Consider the following 19,826-nt stretch of genomic DNA (forward strand, 5'->3'; position numbering starts at 1 on the left):
GCCAGACCGTAGCCCGGACTTCAGTCCGGGACGCTTCAACCCGAATCCCCGGGCTGAAGCCCGGGCTACGGATCAGAAGTCGCCCCTGCAGGTGCGGCGGGGCGCCGCCAGGTATGCTGCGCCCACAACCACAACAAAGGAGCCTCCGATGAAAATCGTCAGCCGAGACCGCTGGTTCGAGGTGGAGCACCTCTACGACGGCGTCAGCCTCATCAGCGAGCCCTACGTGCGGCCCTTCTACCGCTGCAACCTCTGGCACATCCAGGGTCGCGACCGCGACGTGCTGGTGGACTCCGGCTCCGGCCTGGTCAGCCTGCGCGAACAGCTGCCCTGGCTCACCCAGCGCCCGCTGCTGGCCGTGGCCAGCCACACCCATTTCGACCACATCGCCGGCCACCACGAGTTCGACGAACGCCTGGTGCACCCCGCCGAGGCCGACATCCTCGCCCGCCCCGACAGCGACAACACCCTGGCCCGCGCCTTCGTCGACGACGCCATGTTCGAGGCCCACCCCGACTGCCCGCTGTGCTACGCCGAGTACCGGGTCAAGGCGGCCCCGGCCACCCGGCTGATCGAGGAAGGCGACGTCATCGACCTGGGCGACCGCGTGCTGGAGGTGCTGCACACCCCCGGTCATTCCCCCGGCGGCATCAGCCTCTGGGAGGCTCGCACCGGCACCCTGTTCAGCGGCGACATCATCTACGACGGCCCGCTGATCGAAGACGCCTACCACTCCAACCTCGACGACTACGCCCGCAGCCTGGCGCGTCTGCGCGAGCTGCCGGTGCGTACCGTGCACGGTGGCCACTTCCCCAGCTTCTCCGGCGAGCGCCTGAATACGCTGATCGACGACTGGTTCGCGCAACACGATTGATCCTGCCCGGGCGCCGTCCTGGCGCCCGACCCGCCCTCGGCAGCCCGCCACGCCTGACTTATCCCTTATTTGAATAAGAATATTTATTCAAATTCCTTCACAGAATAAGACGCAGCGCCTAAAACGGCTCCGGCAGGCCGTCACTGTCCGCCGGGCAACAGCCGTTCCACTGCCCGCCAGGCAACAGCGCATCAACAGTTCGCTGGCCTGGCAGCAGCACCGCCCAGCGCCATGGCCTACCAACTCATTGATAAATAACGCTTTACCGAACTGGAACGGGACTTGCTGAACCCCTGGCTCCCACAGCACGCCAAAGGAACACCAACCATGAGCACTGCCCTCAACGTCGTCGCCGTCTCCGGTGGAGCCTACCGCCCGTCCCGCACCCTGGTGCTCACCGAAGCCCTGGTCGCCGCCCTGGGCGAACGCCTGGAGTTCAACGCCCGCATCATCGAACTGGGCGACATCGCCCGCCCCGTCGGCGGCGCCCTGTCCCGCAAGGAACTGCCGGACGACGTGGAAGCGCAACTGCGCGCCATCGAGCAGGCCGACCTGCTGGTGGTGGCCGCACCGGTGTACCGCGGCTCCTACCCCGGCCAGTTCAAGCACCTGTTCGACCTCATCGAACTGAACGCCCTGATCGACACCCCGGTGCTGCTGGCCGCCACCGGCGGCAGCGAACGCCACGCCCTGGTGCTGGATCACCAGCTGCGCCCGCTGTTCAGCTTCTTCCAGGCCCTGACCCTGCCCATCGGCGTCTACGCCAGCGAGGCCGACTTCCAGGACTACCGCATCACCAGCGCCCCGCTGCAGGCCCGCATCGAGCTGGCCGCCGAACGTGCCGCCGACCTGCTGCACAGCACCACCGCCGGCAGCCGCCCGCTGCGCAAGATCGCCTGAGCCAGCGGGACGACACCATGAGCGCCCGTCCGCAAACCACCGTTCTCGACCCGCTGCTGAGCGCCCGCCAGCTCGCCGCGCAGTTCGCCGAAAGCGCCGTCGAGCGCGACGCCCAAGGCGGCACGCCCAAGGCCGAGCGCGACGCGCTGCGTGCCAGCGGCCTGCTGGGCCTGGCCATTCCCCGCCAGTACGGCGGCCTCGGCGCCAGTTGGAGCGAGACCCTGGCCGTCACCCGCGAATTCGCCCGGGTCGACAGCTCCATCGCCCACGTATTCGGCTTCCAGCACCTGATGCTCGCCACCGTGCGGCTGTTCTCGCGGCCCGAGCAATGGCAACCCTGGTTCGAACAGACCGCCCGCAAGCACTGGTTCTGGGGCAATGCCCTCAACCCCCTGGACACCCGCACCCTGGTCAAGCGCTTCGACGGCTGGTGCGAGTTCTCCGGCAAGAAGAGCTTCTGCTCCGGCGCCAGCGACTCCGAGATGCTGATCGCCTCCGCCGTCGACGAAGGCAACGGCGGCAAGCTGCTGATCGCCGCCATCCCCAGCGGGCGCACCGGCATCACCCTGCACGGCGACTGGGACAACATCGGCCAGCGCCAGACCGACAGCGGCAGCGCCACCTTCGAACGGGTGCGCGTGGAGCAGCACGAACTGCTGCTCGACCCGGGCCCGCTGAGCACGCCGTTCGCCTGCCTGCGCCCGCTGATCGCCCAGCTGCACTTCGCCAACCTGTTCCTCGGCATTGCCGAAGGCGCCTTCGACGAGGCCCGCCAGTACACCCTGCACGAGAGCCGCCCCTGGTTCCGTTCCAGCGCCCGCCACAGCGGCGAGGACCCGTACGTCCTGCGCCACTACGGCGAATTCTGGGTCGGCCTGGAGAGCACCCGCCTGCTGGTGGAGCGCGCCGCCGAGCAGCTGGACGCGGCCTGGGCCAAGGAACACGCCCTGAGCGCCGAGGAGCGCGCGCGCCTGGCCCTGGCCATCGGCACCGCCAAGGTCGCGGCGACCCGCAACGGCCTCGACATCTGCAACCGCCTGTTCGAAGTCACCGGCGCCCGGGCCACCCACGCCTCCCTGCGCTTCGACCGGCACTGGCGCAACCTGCGCACCCAGACGCTGCACGACCCCGTGGACTACCGCATCCACGAGCTGGGCGACTGGGCGCTCAACGGCACGCGCCCCACTCCGTCCTTCTACTCGTAAGGCAAGCCCATGCACCTGCTGACCCTCCCCCCGTCCCCGACACTGGCCACCTCGATCCGGGCGACCGCACAGGTCTTCGAAGACCCGCGCTCCCAGGCCCTGCTCGCCCACCTGCAACAGGTCGCCCCCAGCGAGGCGAGCGTGCTGATCATCGGCGAGACCGGAACGGGCAAGGAGCTGGTCGCGCGCCACGTGCACAACCTCAGCGGCCGGCGCAACGGCCCCTTCGTCGCGGTGAACTGCGGCGCCTTCTCCGAATCCCTGGTGGAGGCCGAGCTGTTCGGCCACGAGAAAGGTGCCTTCACCGGCGCCCTGGCCGCCAAGGCCGGGTGGTTCGAGGAGGCCAACGGCGGCACCCTGTTCCTCGACGAGATCGGCGACCTGCCGATGCCCATCCAGGTCAAACTGCTGCGCGTGCTGCAGGAGCGCGAAGTGGTCCGCCTCGGCTCGCGCAAGAGCATCCCCATCAACGTGCGGGTGCTGGCGGCCACCAACGTGCACCTGGAGAAGGCCATCAACGCCGGGCACTTCCGCGAGGACCTCTACTACCGGCTGAACGTGGTCAGCCTGCAGCTGCACCCGCTGCGCGAGCGGCCCGGCGACATCCTGCCGCTGGCCCGTCACTTCGTCGCCGAGTACAGCCGGCGCCTGGGCTACAGCGACGTCACCCTCAGCGAGGACGCCGCCCGCCGGCTGGCCAGCTACGACTGGCCGGGCAACATCCGCGAGCTGGAAAACGTCATCCACCACACCCTGTTGATCTGCCGCGACAGGCTGATCCGCGCCGAGGACCTGCACCTGTCCAACCTGCGCATCGAGCGCCCGGACGACAGCCGGCCCCGCGAGGAAAGCGCCGACGACCTGCTGCTGCGGGCCTTCGAGCGCCTGTTCGAGGAGCAGAGCGGCGCCCTCCACGAGAAGGTCGAGGACGCCCTGCTGCGCGCCGCCTACCGCTTCTGCCACCACAACCAGGTGCACACCGCCAGCCTGCTGGGGCTGTCGCGCAACATCACCCGCGCGCACCTCATCCGCATCGGCGAGCTGGTGGTGAACAAGCGCCGACCGGCCCAGAGCGCCCAGGGCGGACGGGTCATCAACCTGTCGATCTGAATTCCAACGACAACGACGCCACGCGTGCACCCAACGCCCTGACGGGCAACGACGATGGCAACGAGGACAACACCATGAGTCTGGATATCTTCTGGTTCCTGCCGACTTCCGGCGACACCCGCTACCTGGGCCACTCCGCCAGCGGCCGCCCGGCCACCAATGCCTACATGCGGCAGATCGCCGTGGCGGCGGACCAGCTGGGCTACGACGGCCTGCTGATCCCCACCGGCGCCAGCTGCCTGGACCCCTGGGTGACCGCCGCCAGCCTGGTGCCGGTGACCCAGCGCATCAAGCTGCTGGTGGCCCTGCGCACCTCCCTCGGCAACCCCACCGCCTCGGCCCGCCAGGCCGCCACCCTGGACCAGGCCAGCGGCGGGCGCCTGCTGCTCAACGTGGTGCCCGGCGGCGACGCCACCGAGCTGGAGGCCGACGGCGTGTTCCTCGCCCACGACGAGCGCTACGCCGCCTCCGACGAGTTCCTCAGCATCTGGCGACGCCTGCTGCAGGGCGAAACGGTGGACTTCGACGGCCAGCACCTCAAGGTCAAGGGCGCCCAGAACTTCTTCCCGCCGGTGCAGCAACCCTACCCGCCGCTGTACTTCGGTGGCTCCTCCCCCGCCGCCCACGAGCTGGCGGCCAAGCACGTGGACGCCTACCTGACCTGGGGCGAGCCGCCGGCGGCCGTCGCCGAGAAGATCGCCGACGTGCGCGCCCGCGCCGCTCGCCATGGCCGCAGCGTGCGCTTCGGCGTGCGCCTGCACGTGATCGTGCGGGAGACCAACGCAGCCGCCTGGGCCGCCGCCGACGAGCTGATCAGCCACCTGGACGACGCCACCATCGCGGCCGCCCAGGCCAACTACGCGCGGATGGACTCCGAAGGCCAGCGACGCATGGCCGCGCTGCACGGCGGCGACCGCAACAAGCTGGAAGTGGCGCCCAACCTCTGGGCCGGCGTCGGCCTGGTACGCGGCGGCGCCGGCACCGCCCTGGTGGGCGACCCCGAGACAGTGGCCGCGCGCCTGCTGGAGTATGCGCAGCTGGGCGTGGACAGCTTTGTGCTGTCCGGCTACCCGCACCTGGAAGAGGCCTACCGCTTCGCCGAGCTGGTGTTCCCGCTGCTGCCCGGCAAGGGCAAGGTCACGGTGGACGGTGCCTTCACCGGCGGCGCCTTCGACATTCGCGCCGGCAAGGAGAACGTCGCGTGAAGATCATCGACATGCGCTGCCGCCCGGCCTACCTGCACCCCTTCTTCGGCGGGGCGCCGGGCACGCCGGAACATGACACGGCCCGCTGGCTGAACCGCCGCGTGGGCACGCGGGGAGCGGACAACCACTTCGAGCGCTCGCTCACGCCCGAGGGCTTCCTCGCCGAGGTGCGCGACGCCGGGCTGTACCGCGCCGTGGTGGTGGGTCGGCATACCCCCTCCCAGCATCTGCCCAACGAACGCATCCAGGCCATCGTCCAGGGGCACGAGGCACTGATCGGCATCGGTTCGGTGGAGCCGGCCCTGCAGGGCATCGACGCGGCGCTGGCGGAGGTGGACCGCGCGGTGGACCAGCTGGGCCTGGCCGGCATCGACCTGGAGCCGGGGTTCGGCGACCCCGCCCGGCACCCGGACGATCCGCTGTACTGGCCGCTCTACGAGCACCTGCAGGCGCGCGGCATCCCGCTGTTCCTGATGAGCGGGCCGACCACGCCGGACCCGGCCTACAACGACCCCGGCCGGCTGGCAGCCGTGGCCCGGGCCTTCCCGCAGTTGCCCATCGTGGTCTACCACGGCTACTGGCCCAACGTGCAGCAGGCCCTGGGCGTGGCCTTCCGCTACCCGAACATCCACCTGGTGCCGGACATGTACCTGTTCCTGCCCGGCAGCGAAGGCTACGTGCAGGCGGCCAACGGCTTCCTCGCCGACCAGCTGCTGTTCGGCTCCTCCTACACCTTCCGGCCGATCCGCCAGAGCATCGAGGATGCCCAGCGCCTGGGCCTGCGGGACGAGGTGCTGGAGAAGTTCTTCCACGGCAACGCCGCGCGCCTGTTCAAGCTCTGATGACCCCGGGCCGCCGTTGGCGGCCCATACCTAGTTGCTGGCCAGCCCCAGCAGTTCTTCGCGGCGCTCCGGCTCACGGGTGCGGGGCGAGAGCCAGATGTCGAAGAAGGCCCGGGCGAAGGCGCGGTCGTCGACGGCGTGGGTGAGCCGGTCGCCGAAGTAGAAGCGCGCGCCCTGCCCCGGCAGGAATACCCCGGTGATGCGCTGCCCCGGCTGCACGTCGACGAAGGCCTGGCGCATCTGCTCGGCCCAGGCCTGCAACTGTGCCTCGCTGACCCGATCCCCCGCCGTGCGGCGGATTTCCTTGAGGCTGGCGGCCACCAGGTCATCGCGCTCGATGCTGCGGTGGTAGGTGAGCTCCAGGGCGAACGGCGCGTCCGCCGCCAGCGGCGCCGTTGGCGACCACAGGCGGGCGCTGTAGAGGCGGAAGCCGAAGAAGCTGTAGTCCGCACTGCCCACCAGGCGCGCCTCGGGCAGGGCTTGGCGCCAGTCGGCCTGGGCCAGGCCGGTGGCAGTCAACAGGCAGCAGGCCAGCACGGCCCGGCGAAAGAAAGGATGCATGGCGTCACTCCGGTTAGGTGACGGCCAATATTGTACAAACTGACTATTTGTACAAGAACAACCGATCAACGCGGCAGCGCCTCCCGGCGCCGCCGCCCTGTGATCAGGCCACGGCCCTGGACTCGCGCTCGGCGGCGGCCTCGGCCTCCAGCTCGCGAACCAGTGGCAGCACGTGCTGGCCGAAGTACTCCACCTCCTCCTGGAAGTGCAGGAAGCCGGAGAGGATCAGGTCCACCCCCACGGCCTTGAGGGCGAGGATGCGCTCGGCGATCTGCCGGGGCGTCCCGATCAGGTTGGTCTTGAAGCCGTCGTTGTACTGCACCAGGTCCTCGAAGGTGGACTTGGCCCAGTTGCCTTCGCGCTCCGGGCTGGCCGCGCCGGCGTGCTTCACCTCGGCACCGAAGGCGTTGACCGCCTCGGGGTTGGCCTTGTCGATGATCTCCTGCAGCACCGCGCGGGCCTCCTCCTCGGTGTCGCGGGCGATGATGAAGGCGTTCACCCCGATCTTCACGCTGTGCCCGTTGGCGGCGGCCTTGGCGCGGATGTCGTCCACCTGGGCCTTGATCCCCTCCACCGTGTTGCCGTTGGTGAAGTACCAGTCCGACACCCGGGCCGCCATGTCCCGCGCGGCTCGCGAACTGCCGCCCTGGAAGATTTCCGGGTGCGGTTGCTGCAGCGGCTTGGGCTTCAGGCTGTAGTCGCGGAAGCGGTAGAAATCGCCGTTGAAGGTGAAGCTGTCCTCGGTCCAGATACCCTTCAGCGCGCGGATGAACTCCTCGGAGCGGCGGTAGCGTTCGTCGTGGTCCAGCCAGGGCTCGCCGATGGCGTGGAATTCGCCCCGGAACCAGCCGGACACCACGTTGATGGCGATGCGCCCGCCGGTGAGCTGGTCGATGGTCGCCAGCTGCTTGGCCGCCAGGGTCGGGTTCCAGGGCCCCGGCAGGATGGCCGCGATCACCTTGAGCTTGTCGGTCGCCGCCAGCAGCGCATGGCTGATGGCCACCGACTCGTGCTGGTACTCGGCGCCGTAGCCGGCGGTGAAGCGGATCTGCGACAGCGCGTATTCGAAGCCGGCCGCCTCGGCCGTGCGGGCCAGGGTGCGGTTGTAGTCGATGTCCCAGCGGGTGCGCTGCTCGATGGTGCTGACGACGAGGCCGCCGCTGACGTTGGGGACCCAGTAGGCGAACTTGATCGGTTGCTGGCTCATGGCTTCTCTCCTGTGCGAACGGACGGATGGCCGCACCGGCGGCCAGTTGCACAAGGTCTTCAGCAGCAACCATGCCAGGATAAAAAAGCCTTTACGAACAATGATTTGCATCAATCAGCAGACAACGGGCGGCTGCCCGGACGAGGACAACCTGCTGATGCACTGTTGCCCGACCAACAGCCTTTCGACCATCAGCCACGCGCAGGCAGCCGCCCGGCGCGAAGGCGCCGGGGGTGGCTGGGTCAGGTCATGACGGCGCGGGCAGAACGCCCCGCGCCAGGTTCACGGACGGCGCTGGCGCCGGGCCTCGGCCAGGCGACGCTGCTCGTCACTGCGGACAGGGATGGGTTGCAGGCGCGGGCGCTCGATCAGCCCAAGGGTCACGGACAACTGCCAGGCGAAACGGCTCAGCCAAGCTTTCATGGTCCCCTCCTCATCAGGACAGGCGGCGGAAGGATTCCGCTGCCAATTACAGCGTAGACCTGCCCCGGAAAGGGCGAACTGCGCTGAATCAAAATTTACAGGAGCCGGTCAGACGCCAGGAGCGGCCAGCGTAGGAAGCCGACTAACGGAGCCCGCCGGACGGAACCGCCTCGGCGCCACAGCACGCGGCGGGAAACGGGCCAGGGAACGGTTCGCCGCGCGCATAGCCGGCCATGATGATGGCCAGGAACAGCACGGCCACCGCGCTGAACAGCACATTGAGGGGGTTGGGCTCGCCCATGGGTCAGTCCTTCGAGGTCAGGGAGCAACACAGGATCGACCGGCACCACGGGCAAGGGTTCAAGCATTTTTCACCGACGCTGAACGGCCACCGACCTGACGGACGGTCGCCACCGCAGGGTCAGCCGCGCGCCGCCACCGCGCGCTGGTTGGACGCCAGGATGTTGTCCGGCTCCAGCGCCCGGCCCGCCTCCACCGCCGCCAGCCAGTCCTGAGTGCTGGCCACGGCGCCGAAGCCGGCATGCAGCACCACGGTGACCACCCGATGGATCTCCTCGGCGGTGACCGAACCGGCGGCGTTGGCGTAGGGCAGCGAGCCGGTGGCGTCGTTCAGCAGCTCCACCGTCCAGCCCTCGTGGGCAGCCTGGCGCACCGTGGAGTCGTCGCAGTGGTGGGTCATGTAGCCGACCACCGTGAGGGTGTCCACGCCACGGGCACGCAGCCAGTCACCCAGGCCGGTGCCGTACAGGGCGCTGGCCTCCTCCTTGTCCACCAGCAGGTCATGGGGGCGACGGGCGATCTCCGGGTGCAGTTCGGCGGTGGCGCTGCCACGGGCGAAGATCGGCGTGCCTTCCGGGGTCAGGTGCCGCACCACCACCACCGGGATGCCGGCAGCGTGGGCCGCATCCATGGCGCGGGTGATGTTGGGCAGCGACTGGCTCACCGGCGGGTACTCGATCAGCAGGCTGCCGTTGAAGTACTCGTTCTGCACGTCGATGACGATCAGGGCGCGTTTCGGGGACTGGGACATCAGGGGCTCCTCGCAAGCTCAGGCAGTGAAGGTGGCGAGGATTGTTGGCCAGCCCCCCTGCGACGCACGAGTGGCCCAGTTGCCAAGTTCCGCTAAGATCGGGCCAAGCCAACCGGAGCCCCTCCATGCCAGCCCCCGTGATCGCCGTGGTCGCCTTCGACCACATCAGCCCCTTCCACCTGTCCGTGCCCTGCCTGGTATTCGGCGAGATGCAGCCCGATGCGCCGCCCTTCGAGCTGCGCGTCTGCGCGGCGGAAGACGGCCCGCTGCGCACCAGCGCCGGTTTCCAGATCAGCGTCAGCCACGGCCTGGAGGCCCTGGAGGACGCCCACACGGTGATCGTCCCCAGTTGGCGCGACCCCGACGAACGCCCGCCGCAGCCCCTGCTGGACGCGCTGCTCGCCGCCCACCAGCGCGGCGCCCGCCTGGTGGGGCTGTGCCTGGGGGCCTACGTGCTGGCCGAAACCGGGCTGCTCGACGGCCAGCGCGCCACCACCCACTGGGCCTGGGCGCGGGACTTCAGCGCCCGCTACCCGGCCGTCGACGTGGACCCGGACGTGCTCTACCTGGAAGCAGGCAACCTGCTCACCTCCGCCGGCACCGCCGCCGGGCTCGACTGCTGCCTGCACCTGCTGCGTCAGCACTGCGGCGCCGAACGGGCCAACCGCGTGGCCCGGTTGCTGGTGGTGGCGCCCCACCGCCAGGGTGGCCAGGCGCAGTTCATCGAACAGCCGCTGCCCGCCAGCGCCCGCGATGACCGCCTCGCCGGGCTGCTCGACTGGGTGCGCACCAACCTGCGCGAACCCCACAGCCTGGACAGCCTGGCCGAGCGCGCGCTGATGAGCCGGCGCAGCTTCACCCGGCACTTCCGCCAGCTCACCGGCACCACCCTGGGTGACTGGCTGCAGGCCGAGCGCCTGGCCCTGACCCAGCGCCTGCTGGAGAACACCGACCAGAGCGTGGAGCAGATCGCCACCCTCGCCGGTTTCGGCTCGCCCGCCTCCCTGCGGCACCACTTCGGTCGTCACTTCGGCGTCTCGCCGTCGGCCTGGCGACAGAGCTTCCAGGGGAGCGCTTCGTAGCAGCGCGGCCGGCATCCAGGGCTGAAACCCGGGCTACGGTCGCGCCTGGGGTTTGGGCTGCAGGTCCATCAGCTCGATCCAGGCCTTCAGGTTCGCCCCCAGCATGCCCTTGCGCCACATCAGCCAGGTGGTGGCGGTAGCGAAGGGTTCGGCCAGCGGGTGAATCGTCACCGCCTCGCGCCCCGGCATGCTCTGCAGCATGGAGCGCGGCATCAGCGCCACCCCGCCGCCAGCCACCACACAGGCCAGCATGCTGTGGTAGGACTCGATCTCCATCACCCGGCCCATGGCCACCCGCGACTCGGCGAACCAGCGCTCCAGGCGCTTGCGGTAGGAGCAGCGCGAGCGAAAGGTGTAGACCGCCGCCCCTGCCACGTCCGCCGCGCTGGCCACCGGCCCATGGCCGAGGGCGGTGATCAGCACCAGCGCCTCGTCGAACAGCGGGATGCCATCCAGGTCGGCGTATTCCAACGGGCCGTCCACTAGCGCCGCGTCCAGTCGCCCGGCCACCAGCCCCTCCACCAGCTCGCCGCTGGGCTGCGTCTGCACCTGCAGGTTCACTGCCGGCCAAGCCCGGTGGTAGCGCGCCAGCATCGGCGGCAGGTGGATGGCCGCCGTGCTGTACATCGAGCCGATGAGGAAGTCCCCCGCCGGCTCGCCGACCTTGATCGCCGCCTCCGCCTCGGCCTGCAGGGCGAACAGCCGCTCGGCATAGCCCAGCAGCACCTTGCCCGAGGCCGACAGCTGCAGGCGCTGGCGCTCCCGCAGGAACAGGTCCACGCCCAACTGCTCCTCCAGTTGGCGCAGCCGCGTGGACAGGTTCGACGGCACCCGGTTGAGGCGCTCCGCCGCGCGGGCGATGGAGCCGGACTCGGCCACCGCCTGGAAGATGCGCAACTGGCTGAATTCCATGGCATGCATTCTCTTTTGCTGAATGAGTTGTTCTTTATTATTCGTTTTTTATGAACACTGCAACGCCCTAGCATGGTCTTCCGATGTCCTGCATGGAGCCCTGCCATGGCCCCCTCGATCCGCATCCTCGCCAGCCTCCTGGCCCTCATCGCCGCCATGGGGATCGGCCGCTTCGCCCTGACCCCGCAGCTGCCGCACCTAATCGCCGAAGGCCAGGTGGACCTCACCGCCGCCGGCCTGATAGCCGCCGCCAACTACCTCGGCTACCTGGTGGGTGCGCTGGACGCCCTGCGCGCCACCACCACCCAGCGTGCCCGCCGGCGCCTGTTCGGCGGGCTCTGGGTGGGCGTGGCGATCACCCTGGCCTCGGCCTGGGCCGAAGGCTTCTGGGCCCACGCCCTGTTGCGCTTCGCCGCCGGCGTCACCAGCGCCTGGGTGCTGGTGGTGGTGACCGGCCTGGCCGCCCAGGTGGCGGCAGACGCCGGCCGGCCGCGCCTGGGCGGGCTGATCTTCACCGGGCCCAGCCTGGGGGTGATCCTCACCGGCCTCATCGCCCTCGGCCTGAACCTGCAAGGAGCGGGTTCGGCCCAGGCCTGGCTGGCCTTCGGCAGCGTGGCCCTGGTGCTGGCGGCCATCGCCCACCCGTTGCTGCCGCGTCCGCGTACCGCCTCGGCGACCGGCGCGATGCAGGCCGGGCCGCGTCCGGCGGCCTTCTACCCGCTGCTGGTGGCCTACAGCCTGGTGGGGATGGGCTACATCCTGCCGGCCACCTTCCTTTCGCAGATGGCCGCCAGCCAGTTCCACGGGCACTGGCAGGCGGACCTGTTCTGGCCGGCCTTCGGCCTGGTGGCGACCCTGGGGGTGCTGCTGGTAAGCCTGCGCCGCCCCGGCATGGGCAGCACCGGTCGCTGGCTGGTGGGGGCGCTGTGGCTGCAGGCGCTTGGCGTGCTGGCCTGCCTGTTCCCGGGCATGACCGGGCTGGCCCTGGGCGTGGTGCTGTGCGGTGCGCCCTTCCTCGCCAGCATGTTGCTGGTGATGCAGCGAGCGCGGGAAATCGACCCCCAGGGCCACGCCCGCAACGTCGGCCTGCTGACTGCCGGCTTCGCCCTCGGCCAGCTCAGTGGCCCGCTGCTGGCGGCCCTGAGCAGCCACTTCAGCGGCGGCCTGCGCCCGGCCCTGCTGCTGGCCGCCGGCGCCCTGCTGCTGGCGGGCGGGTTGATGCTGAAGGCGCGGGAAGCCGTGAAGGTGAACAGCGTTGCGACGTGCCGGGGTTGAGCCGCAAGGCCCGGGTGCCACCTGACGGTCCCGGGCCGGAGCCCGGGCTACGCGGGGAGCACAGGATCAGCCGGGAAGGCCTCGCGCTCTTCCTCACGCAGGGTCAGCACGCGAAAGCCGGTCTCGGTGACCAGCACGGTGTGCTCGAACTGGGCGGAGAGGCTGCCGTCGCGGGTGATCACCGTCCAGCCATCGGCCAGGGTGCGCACCTGGCGGCGGCCCTGGTTGATCATCGGTTCGATGGTGAAGGTCATGCCCGGCTCCAGGCGCAGCCCCTGGCCGGGCCGGCCGACATGCAGCACCTGGGGGCTTTCGTGCATCTGCCGGCCGATGCCATGGCCGCAGAACTCCAGCACCACCGAGTAGCCCATGCGCTCGGCGTGGGTCTGGATGGCATGGCCGACGTCTCCCAGGGTCGCGCCCGGGCGCACCACGCGGATGGCGTCGTACAGGCACTCGCGGGTCACCCGCACCAGCCGCTTGGCGTCTTCGCTGATGCGGCCGACGGCGTACATCCGGCTGGTGTCGCCGTAGTAGCCGTTCTTGATGACGGTGACGTCCACGTTGACGATGTCGCCCTCCTTCAGCACCTCGCTGGCCGACGGCCAGCCGTGGCAGACCACGTGGTTCACCGAGGTGTTGACCGTGTACGGGTAGCCGTACTGGCCCTTGCTGCCGGGGATGGCGTCGAGGGTCTCGACGATGTAGCGCTCGCAGAAGGCGTCGATGTCCATCGTGGTGATGCCGGGCACGATGAACGCCTCCAGCGCCTCCAGCACCCGCGCGGCGAGCCGCCCGGCCACGACCATGCGCGCGATCTCGTCGGCGGTCTTGATCGTCACCTTGCTCATTGCACCACCTCTTCTGCCGCACCGGCGCCTTCCAGCTTGCGGGCCTCGCTCATCAGCCGGCGGATGATGTCGGCGTAGGTCAGCTCGGGATGCGCCTCGGCGAGCATGCCGATGCGCATCCAGTGCTCGGCCTGGGCGTTGATGGAACGGGACATGGCCCGGCAGGCGACGCGGGCCTCCTCGTGCAGGGAATCCGAGATCTTGACGATGCCCATGGCAAATACTCCATATATAAAATGCTACATAACATAGCATTTCGGATTGACTCATGGGGTACACGCAACGATGAAGCGAGGGCAGTCTGGCGCAGCCAGACCCGCCGCCTTCTGGTTCCGAAACTCGCCCGGCCAGGCGAACCAGGCGGCCTCGGCTGAACCCGCGAATCAACCACTCACCGAATGAAAAGGGCCGCATGGCGGCCCTTTTGCACAGCACTGCCCTGCTCAGGTCCCGGTCTTGATCTTGGTCCAGGTCCGCGTGCGGATGCGCTCCATCTTCGGCGGCAGCATCTCCACGGAGAACAGCTTGGCCTGCACCTCGGCCGGCGGGTACACGTTGGGGTTGTCCCGCAGCTCGGCCGATGTGAGCGCGTCGGCAGCCTGGTTGGGGTTGGCGTAGGCCACGTGGTCGGAGATCGGCGCCACCACTTCCGGCTGCAGCAGGTAGTTGAGGAAGGCGTGGGCCTGCTCGACGTTCTGCGCGTCCTTGGGGATGGCCAGGACGTCGAACCAGGCGGCGGTGCCTTCCTTGGGAATGCGGTACTCCACCTTCACCCCGTTGCCGGCCTCGCGGGCGCGGGCGGCGGCCTGCATGGCGCCGCCGGACCAGGCCAGGGCCACGCACACCTCGCCGTTGGCCAGGTCGCTGACGAACTTGGAGGAGCTGAAGTAGCGCACGCTCGGGCGCAGCTTCTCCAGCAGCGCTTCGGCCTTCTTGTAGTCCTCCGGGTTGCGGCTGTTGGGCGGCAGGCCCAGGTAGTGCAGCACCTCGGGAATCACCTCGGTGGGCGAGTCGAGGAAGGCCACGCCGCACTGCTTGAGCTTGGCCAGGTTGTCGGGGTTGAAGATCAGGTCCCAGGAGTCCACCGGGGCGTTATCGCCGAGCACCGCCTTCACCTTGTCGACGTTGTAGGCGATGCCGTTGGTGCCCCACATGTAGGGCATCACGTACTGGTTGCCCGGGTCCTTGGCGGCCAGCACCTTGAGCAGCGCCGGGTTGAGGTTCTTCCAGTTGGGCAGCTTGCTCTTGTCCAGGGGCTGGAACACGCCGGCCTTCATGTAGTTGGGCAGGAAGCCGTCGCTGGGTACCACCAGGTCATAGCCGGAGTGGCCGGACAGCAGCTTGGCCTCCAGCACCTCGTTGCTGTCGTAGACGTCGTACTTGGGCTGGATGCCGCTGGCCTTGTGGAAGTTCTCCAGGGTGTCGGGGGCGATGTAGTCGAACCAGTTGTAGATGCGCACCACCGGCTCGGCGGCCACGGCATTCAGCGAGGCGCCCAGGAGGGCGCCGGCGAGCAGCAGGCGGGCGCTCATCGGGCAGCCCCTTCGTAGCCCTGCAGCACGTTCACCGCGTTGACGCCGATGGCCTCGACGGCGTAGCCGCCTTCCATGATGAACAGCGTCGGCAGGCCGAGGGCCGCGATGCGCTGGCCCATGCGCAGGTAGTCCGGCGAATCCAGCTTGAACTGGGAGATGGGGTCGTCCTTGTAGGTGTCCACGCCGAGGGAGATCACCAGTGCGTCCGGGGCGTAGGCGGCGATGCGCTGGCAGGCATCCTCCAGCGCGGCGGACCAACCATCCCAGGCGGTGCCATGGGGCAGCGGGTAGTTGACGTTGAAGCCCTCCCCCGCGCCCTCGCCGCGCTCGTCGGCATGGCCGAGGAAGTAGGGGTACTCCACCAGCGGGTCGCCGTGGATGGAGGCGAACAGCACGTCGTTGCGGGTGTAGAACAGCTCCTGGGTGCCGTTGCCGTGGTGGTAGTCCACGTCGAGGATGGCGACCCGCTTGGCGCCCTGGTCGAGGAAGGCCTGGGTGACGATGGCGGCGTTGTTGAAGAAGCAGTAGCCCCCCATGAAGTCGCTGCCAGCGTGGTGGCCCGGCGGACGGCACAGGGCGAAGGCGGTGCGGGCGCCCTGGCGCATGTGGTCCTGGGCGGTCAGCGCCACCTGGGCGGAGCTGTACACGGCCTGCCAGGTGCCGGGGGTGATGGGCGCTTCGGTGTCGAAGCTGTAGTGGCCCAGCTCGCCCATCAGTGCGGTGGGGATGGGGCCGTCGCGACGCAGGCGACGGGCCGGGAAGGTGGTGGAGACCAGGTCGCCGCTGTGGCCTTCGGCCTCCCAGCGGGCCCAGGCGCCCTGAAGGAACTTCACGTAGCCGGCGTCATGCACACGGAGGATGGGGTCGAGGCCGAAGTCGCGCGGCTCGATCACCTCGCCCAGCGCCTGCTGGCGCACGCGGGCGAGCACGGTGTCGGCGCGGCTGGGCATTTCGAAACAGGGCTGGAGCTTGCCGTCGACCAGTTCGGACTGGCCGAAGTGGAGGCGATGATCGTCGCTGTACACGGTCAGCATGGGGGCGTACCTCATCGGGGTTCTTGTTGTTGGTGAGCCCGATTCTCGGCCGCCGCCCCCACTTTGAGCAGTGGGGGTAACGGCCAATAGGGGATCGAAATGGCCAACATGGCTGGCCACGTCAGGTCGGATATATCGTCACCGCGTGGATCGATGAAGCGTGATCCACCCTACGCCACGGTCGCGTCCGTAGGATGCGGTGAGCTCGGCGAACCGCATCGATGCCCATACGTGACGGCCATGTAGGGTGGGCTTCAGCCCACCGGGCAGCACCCCGTGGGAGCGAATTCATTCGCGACGCTCTTCGCGGTTGAAACCGCTCCCACACCCTCCCCGTACCTCGGCGCGTGTGGCCTTCGGCATGGTTCCGGCGGTGGATCGATGAAACGCGATCCACGCACGGTCGCATCCGTAGGATGCGGTGAGCTCGGCGAACCGCATCGAGCCCGCGTCGCCCGGCCAATGATGGGCTTCGTATAGCTCAGCCCATCCTACGGTTGCCGTCGTAGCCCCACCGCCGGCTGGGTCGTGAGTCGTCAGCCTCGGAAGTGGCTGGGTGTCTGGCCGCTCCAGCGCTGGAAGGCGTGGCGGAGGCTGGCGGTTTCGCTGAAGCCGAGGATTTCGGCGATGCGGTAGATGGGCAGGTCCCCTTCGCGCAACAGGGCCTTGGCCCGTTCGAAGCGCAATTCGTCGAGCAGCTGCTGGTAGCTGGTCTGCTGCTGGGCGAGGTGGCGGCGCAGGCTGCGGGTGGAGGTGTTCATGGCGCGGGCGAGCTCGTCGAGCCCGGGCGGGGTGGCGAGGCGCTGGGCCAGGAGGTCGCGCACCCGCTCCAGCCAGGCGCGGCGGTCGGCGAATTCGGCGTTCTGCCGGCGGCACTGTTCGAGCATTTCGCTGTGGGTGACCGGGTCGGCCAGGGGCAGCGGCCGGTCGAGCCAGGCGGCGGGGAAGCCGAACCCGCTGCGACCACGGGCGAAGCGCGGGGCGCGTTCGAATACGCGGCGGTAATAGGGCGCGGCTCCAGCCGGTTCGGGGTAGTCCAGCTCCAGGGCGGACACAGGCAGCGGCTGCCCGAGCAGGTCGGCGCAGATGACCCGCAACGAACCCAGGCACAGCTCGGTGTTGAACGGGCGCAGGGCTTCGTCCTCGCCGTAGCCGCTGGCCAGCAGCCAGGCCAGCTCGCCTTCGCGCTCCAGGCGCAGGTGGAAGTAGGTGCCGAGCAGCACGGGGTAGCCGAGGCCGATGCGCAAGGCGTCGCCGAGGGTCGGGGCGGAGAGCAGTGCGTAGCCCAGCAGGCCATAGGCGGAGATGCGGGTGCGCTGCCCCAGCTCCAGCCCGAGGGCGGGCGAGCCGGCCAGGCGCACGGCGTTGGCGAACACCTGCTGCTCCTGCCCGGGGTTGATCAGCCGACGCAGGTCGCGCAGGTCGTCGACGGTGATGCCGCTGCCCTCCAGCACGGCGTCGGCCGCCACGCCGCGCTCGGCCATGCAGGCGACGGTGAGGGTGGACATGTGCAGGGAGTTGAGCCAGCTGGCGCGGGAGAAGAGGGTCTCGGCCATGGCATCAGGTTTCGCGGGGCGGGTGGGCGTACGGCATGCAGGCATTCCAGGTGGGCTGGCGCTGTTCTGTATGCGTTTTCGCCGGGCAAGTCAAAGGGCCGGCCACGAAAAAGGGAGCCTGGTGGCTCCCTCTTCTGGCGGACCGGGCGGGGGTCAGGACAGGAAGCCACCGTCCACGTTCAGGGCCACGCCGGTGGTGTAGCTGGAGGCTGCACTGGCGAGGTAGAGCACGGCGCCGGCCATTTCGCTCGGGTCAGCCACGCGCTTGAGCGGGATGCGCTGCAGGGCGACGTTGAGGATGGCGTCGTTCTTGGTCAGCGCCGAGGCGAACTTGGTGTCGGTCAGGCCCGGCAGCAGGGCGTTGCAGCGGATGCCGTACTGGGCGCATTCCTTGGCGAACACCTTGGTCATGCTGATGACGGCGGCCTTGGTGACGGAGTAGATGCCCTGGAACTCGCCGGGGGATACGCCGTTGATAGAGGCGACGTTGATGATGCTGCCGCCACCGTTCTGCTTCATCAGCTTGCCGCCTTCGATGGACATGAAGTAGTAGCCGCGGATGTTGACGTCGACGGTCTTCTGGAAGGCCGACAGGTCGGTGTCCAGGACGTTGCAGAACTGCGGGTTGGTGGCGGCGTTGTTGACGAGGATGTCCAGGCGACCGAACTGCTCGCGGATCTGCGCGAAGACGTTCTGGATCTGCTCCATTTCGCCGATGTGGCAGGCGATGGCGGTGGCCTTGCCACCCTCGGCGACGATGGCATCGGCCACGGCCTGGCAGCCGTCGATCTTGCGGCTGGAGACGATCACGTGGGCGCCCTGCTGGGCCAGCAGCTTGGCGATGGCTTCGCCGATGCCGCGGCTGGCGCCGGAAACGAAGGCGATCTTGCCGTCGAGGTCGAACAGTTGGGTCTTGGACATGGGGTTCCCCTTGTAGTGGTCCGGTTACAGCCGGGATTGGCCGATCACCTGGAGGCTCATCTGCTCCAGCAGCTTGTTCATGTGGATGAACTGGGCGAAGCGCTTGTCCTGGGTCTGGCCGTGGAAGAAGCGGTAGTAGATCTGCTGGACGATGCCGGCCAGGCGGAACAGGCCGTAGGTGTAGTAGAAGTCCAGGTTGTCGATGGGCGGCAGGCCGGCGCGCTCGGCGTAGTAGTCAGCGAACTCGCGGCGGGTGAGCATGCCCGGCAGGTGGCTGGGCTGGCGGCGCATGAGCTGCACCGGGGCCGGGTCCTTGGCTTCGATCCAGTAGGCCAGGGTGTTGCCCAGGTCCATCAGCGGGTCGCCGATGGTGGTCAGCTCCCAGTCCAGCACGCCGATGATCTTCAGCGGGTCGCTGGGGTCGAGGATGACGTTGTCGAAGCGGTAGTCGTTGTGGACGATGCCGGGCTTGCCGTGGTCGGCGGGCATCTTGTCCTTGAGCCAGGCGCGAACCGCCTCCCAGGTGGGTGCGTCGGGCGTCATGGCCTTCTCGTAGCGGTCGCTCCAGCCTTCGATCTGGCGGCGCACGTAGCCGTCGGGCTTGCCGAGGTCGCCCAGGCCGCAGGCGTTGTAGTCGACGTTGTGCAGTTCGACGAAGCGGTCGATGAAGGTCTTGCACAGAGCGCGGGCACGGGTTTCGTCCAGGCCCAGCTCGGCCGGCGCATCAGCCCGCAGGATCACGCCCTTGACCCGCTCCATCACGTAGAACTCGGCGCCGATCACCGAATCGTCGGTGCAGTGCACGTAGGCCTTCGGGCAGTACGGGAAGCCGGCATTGAGCTGGTTGAGGATGCGGAATTCGCGGCCCATGTCATGGGCGGACTTGGCCTTGTGCCCGAACGGCGGGCGACGCAGGACGAACTCCTGTTCGGGGTATTCCAGCAGGTAGGTCAGGTTCGAGGCGCCGCCGGGGAACTGGCTGATGCGCGGGGTGCCGCTGAGCCCGGGGATGTGCGCCTTGAGATACGGGTCGATGGCCGCGGCATCGAGCTCTTCGCCGTCGCGGATGCGGGTGGACTGATCTGTAAGCGTCATGCTTATCCCTTCTACTTATGATTAGGACCCATGATTATTCGCAAGCCTAATGCCGCCGAGTGGGCGCCTCAAGCACGAACAACCGTTATAGGCAGGCGTGTTGCCACTCGATCAGGCTGCCTGATTGGCCCGGTGCAGAGCCTTCCGGGCGAAAAAAAACCGGAGCCCAGGGACTCCGGTTTCGGGT

General features: G+C 68.8%; 22 protein-coding genes. 9 read left to right on the forward strand and 13 right to left on the reverse strand.

The genetic code is table 11. The annotated features are described in order from the left end of the window. Window positions 1-148 precede the first annotated feature (148 nt). The 6 genes from BM198_RS05290 to BM198_RS05315 all read left to right on the forward strand — a co-directional run bounded on the left by BM198_RS05290 (window position 149) and on the right by BM198_RS05315 (window position 6,136). On the forward strand, window positions 149-874 hold the full coding sequence (locus BM198_RS05290) for an MBL fold metallo-hydrolase (protein WP_074968348.1): 726 nt from the start codon (window positions 149-151) through the stop codon (window positions 872-874). A gap of 327 nt (window positions 875-1,201) precedes the next feature. Then, window positions 1,202-1,774, forward strand: coding sequence for an FMN reductase (gene msuE / locus BM198_RS05295; RefSeq protein WP_074968350.1), 573 nt, complete (start codon window positions 1,202-1,204; stop codon window positions 1,772-1,774). 17 nt (window positions 1,775-1,791) lie between these two features. After that, on the forward strand, window positions 1,792-2,979 hold the full coding sequence (locus BM198_RS05300; protein WP_074968352.1) for an acyl-CoA dehydrogenase family protein: 1,188 nt from the start codon (window positions 1,792-1,794) through the stop codon (window positions 2,977-2,979). Between the two features lie 9 nt (window positions 2,980-2,988). Next, a complete protein-coding gene (locus BM198_RS05305) occupies window positions 2,989-4,089 on the forward strand; it encodes a sigma-54 interaction domain-containing protein (RefSeq protein WP_074968354.1) in 1,101 nt (366 codons plus the stop codon). 74 nt (window positions 4,090-4,163) lie between these two features. Next, on the forward strand, window positions 4,164-5,294 hold the full coding sequence (gene ssuD, locus BM198_RS05310; protein ID WP_074968356.1) for an FMNH2-dependent alkanesulfonate monooxygenase: 1,131 nt from the start codon (window positions 4,164-4,166) through the stop codon (window positions 5,292-5,294). Then, window positions 5,291-6,136 carry an amidohydrolase family protein gene (locus BM198_RS05315; protein ID WP_074968358.1) on the forward strand — a complete coding sequence of 282 codons (846 nt, stop codon included), beginning with the start codon at window positions 5,291-5,293 and terminating at the stop codon, window positions 6,134-6,136. Before ssuD ends, BM198_RS05315 begins: the two co-directional genes overlap by 4 nt. A gap of 30 nt (window positions 6,137-6,166) precedes the next feature. Here BM198_RS05315 and BM198_RS05320 read toward each other — a convergent pair whose 3' ends face one another. Together BM198_RS05320 and sfnG are read right to left on the reverse strand one after the other, a co-directional pair. Then, complete coding sequence (locus BM198_RS05320) at window positions 6,167-6,697, reverse strand: chalcone isomerase family protein (protein ID WP_074968360.1); 531 nt, start codon at window positions 6,695-6,697, stop codon at window positions 6,167-6,169. Between the two features lie 103 nt (window positions 6,698-6,800). Then, a complete protein-coding gene (gene sfnG / locus BM198_RS05325; protein WP_074968362.1) occupies window positions 6,801-7,904 on the reverse strand; it encodes a dimethylsulfone monooxygenase SfnG in 1,104 nt (367 codons plus the stop codon). Between sfnG and BM198_RS29500 the strand changes: the two genes are divergently transcribed. Beyond that, window positions 7,903-8,157 (forward strand): hypothetical protein, encoded by a 255-nt coding sequence (locus BM198_RS29500; RefSeq protein WP_139233570.1) that lies wholly within the window; start codon window positions 7,903-7,905, stop codon window positions 8,155-8,157. The two genes, sfnG and BM198_RS29500, sit on opposite strands and share 2 nt — an antisense overlap. A gap of 29 nt (window positions 8,158-8,186) precedes the next feature. On the opposite strand, the gene BM198_RS30090 is transcribed toward BM198_RS29500, so the two are convergent. From BM198_RS30090 to BM198_RS05330, 3 genes are all read right to left on the reverse strand, one after another. Continuing rightward, a complete protein-coding gene (locus BM198_RS30090; RefSeq protein WP_164707369.1) occupies window positions 8,187-8,327 on the reverse strand; it encodes a PA1414 family protein in 141 nt (46 codons plus the stop codon). A 142-nt stretch (window positions 8,328-8,469) separates the two neighbouring features. Continuing rightward, window positions 8,470-8,628, reverse strand: coding sequence for a hypothetical protein (locus BM198_RS30095; RefSeq protein WP_160298844.1), 159 nt, complete (start codon window positions 8,626-8,628; stop codon window positions 8,470-8,472). Window positions 8,629-8,748: 120 nt separating this feature from the next. Then, window positions 8,749-9,381, reverse strand: coding sequence for a cysteine hydrolase family protein (locus BM198_RS05330; protein ID WP_232060868.1), 633 nt, complete (start codon window positions 9,379-9,381; stop codon window positions 8,749-8,751). A 122-nt stretch (window positions 9,382-9,503) separates the two neighbouring features. Between BM198_RS05330 and BM198_RS05335 the strand changes: the two genes are divergently transcribed. Beyond that, entirely contained in the window at window positions 9,504-10,460 is a 957-nt protein-coding gene (locus BM198_RS05335) for a GlxA family transcriptional regulator (RefSeq protein WP_074968363.1), read from the forward strand. 33 nt (window positions 10,461-10,493) lie between these two features. Here BM198_RS05335 and ptrR read toward each other — a convergent pair whose 3' ends face one another. After that, complete coding sequence (gene ptrR, locus BM198_RS05340; protein WP_074968365.1) at window positions 10,494-11,372, reverse strand: putrescine utilization regulator PtrR; 879 nt, start codon at window positions 11,370-11,372, stop codon at window positions 10,494-10,496. Between the two features lie 105 nt (window positions 11,373-11,477). On the opposite strand from ptrR, the gene BM198_RS05345 reads away from it, so the two are divergent. Continuing rightward, the gene (locus BM198_RS05345; protein WP_074968367.1) at window positions 11,478-12,647 is read left to right on the forward strand and encodes a YbfB/YjiJ family MFS transporter; all 1,170 of its coding nucleotides are present in this window, start codon (window positions 11,478-11,480) and stop codon (window positions 12,645-12,647) included. 47 nt (window positions 12,648-12,694) lie between these two features. Here BM198_RS05345 and map read toward each other — a convergent pair whose 3' ends face one another. From map to BM198_RS05380, 7 genes are all read right to left on the reverse strand, one after another. Then, window positions 12,695-13,498, reverse strand: coding sequence for a type I methionyl aminopeptidase (gene map / locus BM198_RS05350; protein ID WP_074968369.1), 804 nt, complete (start codon window positions 13,496-13,498; stop codon window positions 12,695-12,697). Continuing rightward, the gene (locus BM198_RS05355; protein WP_074968371.1) at window positions 13,495-13,713 is read right to left on the reverse strand and encodes a ParD-like family protein; all 219 of its coding nucleotides are present in this window, start codon (window positions 13,711-13,713) and stop codon (window positions 13,495-13,497) included. The genes map and BM198_RS05355 overlap by 4 nt, the downstream gene beginning before the upstream one ends. Before the next feature lie 228 nt (window positions 13,714-13,941). Further along, window positions 13,942-15,030 (reverse strand): extracellular solute-binding protein, encoded by a 1,089-nt coding sequence (locus tag BM198_RS05360; protein WP_044408445.1) that lies wholly within the window; start codon window positions 15,028-15,030, stop codon window positions 13,942-13,944. After that, on the reverse strand, window positions 15,027-16,067 hold the full coding sequence (locus BM198_RS05365) for a histone deacetylase family protein (protein ID WP_069566285.1): 1,041 nt from the start codon (window positions 16,065-16,067) through the stop codon (window positions 15,027-15,029). The genes BM198_RS05360 and BM198_RS05365 overlap by 4 nt, the downstream gene beginning before the upstream one ends. Before the next feature lie 536 nt (window positions 16,068-16,603). Then, window positions 16,604-17,623 carry an AraC family transcriptional regulator gene (locus tag BM198_RS05370; RefSeq protein ID WP_074968373.1) on the reverse strand — a complete coding sequence of 340 codons (1,020 nt, stop codon included), beginning with the start codon at window positions 17,621-17,623 and terminating at the stop codon, window positions 16,604-16,606. A gap of 153 nt (window positions 17,624-17,776) precedes the next feature. Then, window positions 17,777-18,544: an SDR family oxidoreductase gene (locus BM198_RS05375; RefSeq protein ID WP_044408455.1), complete on the reverse strand. Its 768-nt coding sequence runs from the start codon at window positions 18,542-18,544 to the stop codon at window positions 17,777-17,779. A gap of 24 nt (window positions 18,545-18,568) precedes the next feature. Further along, window positions 18,569-19,639 (reverse strand): phosphotransferase family protein, encoded by a 1,071-nt coding sequence (locus BM198_RS05380; protein WP_044408457.1) that lies wholly within the window; start codon window positions 19,637-19,639, stop codon window positions 18,569-18,571. Window positions 19,640-19,826: the final 187 nt, after the last annotated feature.

It is taken from the genome of Metapseudomonas otitidis (assembly GCF_900111835.1).
GTDB classification, from domain to species: Bacteria; Pseudomonadota; Gammaproteobacteria; order Pseudomonadales; family Pseudomonadaceae; genus Metapseudomonas; species Metapseudomonas otitidis.

Bases quoted from the DNA above. Each gene is read 5' to 3' on its own strand.
- BM198_RS05290 (WP_074968348.1), top strand. From the start codon at position 149: ATGAAAATCGTCAGCCGAGACCGCTGGTTCGAGGTGGAGCACCTCTAC.
- msuE (WP_074968350.1), top strand. From the start codon at position 1,202: ATGAGCACTGCCCTCAACGTCGTCGCCGTCTCCGGTGGAGCCTACCGC.
- BM198_RS05300 (WP_074968352.1), top strand. From the start codon at position 1,792: ATGAGCGCCCGTCCGCAAACCACCGTTCTCGACCCGCTGCTGAGCGCC.
- BM198_RS05305 (WP_074968354.1), top strand. From the start codon at position 2,989: ATGCACCTGCTGACCCTCCCCCCGTCCCCGACACTGGCCACCTCGATC.
- ssuD (WP_074968356.1), top strand. From the start codon at position 4,164: ATGAGTCTGGATATCTTCTGGTTCCTGCCGACTTCCGGCGACACCCGC.
- BM198_RS05320 (WP_074968360.1), bottom strand. From the start codon at position 6,697: ATGCATCCTTTCTTTCGCCGGGCCGTGCTGGCCTGCTGCCTGTTGACT.
- BM198_RS29500 (WP_139233570.1), top strand. From the start codon at position 7,903: ATGGCTTCTCTCCTGTGCGAACGGACGGATGGCCGCACCGGCGGCCAG.
- sfnG (WP_074968362.1), bottom strand. From the start codon at position 7,904: ATGAGCCAGCAACCGATCAAGTTCGCCTACTGGGTCCCCAACGTCAGC.
- BM198_RS30090 (WP_164707369.1), bottom strand. From the start codon at position 8,327: ATGAAAGCTTGGCTGAGCCGTTTCGCCTGGCAGTTGTCCGTGACCCTT.
- BM198_RS30095 (WP_160298844.1), bottom strand. From the start codon at position 8,628: ATGGGCGAGCCCAACCCCCTCAATGTGCTGTTCAGCGCGGTGGCCGTG.
- BM198_RS05335 (WP_074968363.1), top strand. From the start codon at position 9,504: ATGCCAGCCCCCGTGATCGCCGTGGTCGCCTTCGACCACATCAGCCCC.
- ptrR (WP_074968365.1), bottom strand. From the start codon at position 11,372: ATGGAATTCAGCCAGTTGCGCATCTTCCAGGCGGTGGCCGAGTCCGGC.
- BM198_RS05345 (WP_074968367.1), top strand. From the start codon at position 11,478: ATGGCCCCCTCGATCCGCATCCTCGCCAGCCTCCTGGCCCTCATCGCC.
- map (WP_074968369.1), bottom strand. From the start codon at position 13,498: ATGAGCAAGGTGACGATCAAGACCGCCGACGAGATCGCGCGCATGGTC.
- BM198_RS05355 (WP_074968371.1), bottom strand. From the start codon at position 13,713: ATGGGCATCGTCAAGATCTCGGATTCCCTGCACGAGGAGGCCCGCGTC.
- BM198_RS05360 (WP_044408445.1), bottom strand. From the start codon at position 15,030: ATGAGCGCCCGCCTGCTGCTCGCCGGCGCCCTCCTGGGCGCCTCGCTG.
- BM198_RS05365 (WP_069566285.1), bottom strand. From the start codon at position 16,067: ATGCTGACCGTGTACAGCGACGATCATCGCCTCCACTTCGGCCAGTCC.
- BM198_RS05370 (WP_074968373.1), bottom strand. From the start codon at position 17,623: ATGGCCGAGACCCTCTTCTCCCGCGCCAGCTGGCTCAACTCCCTGCAC.
- BM198_RS05375 (WP_044408455.1), bottom strand. From the start codon at position 18,544: ATGTCCAAGACCCAACTGTTCGACCTCGACGGCAAGATCGCCTTCGTT.
- BM198_RS05380 (WP_044408457.1), bottom strand. From the start codon at position 19,639: ATGACGCTTACAGATCAGTCCACCCGCATCCGCGACGGCGAAGAGCTC.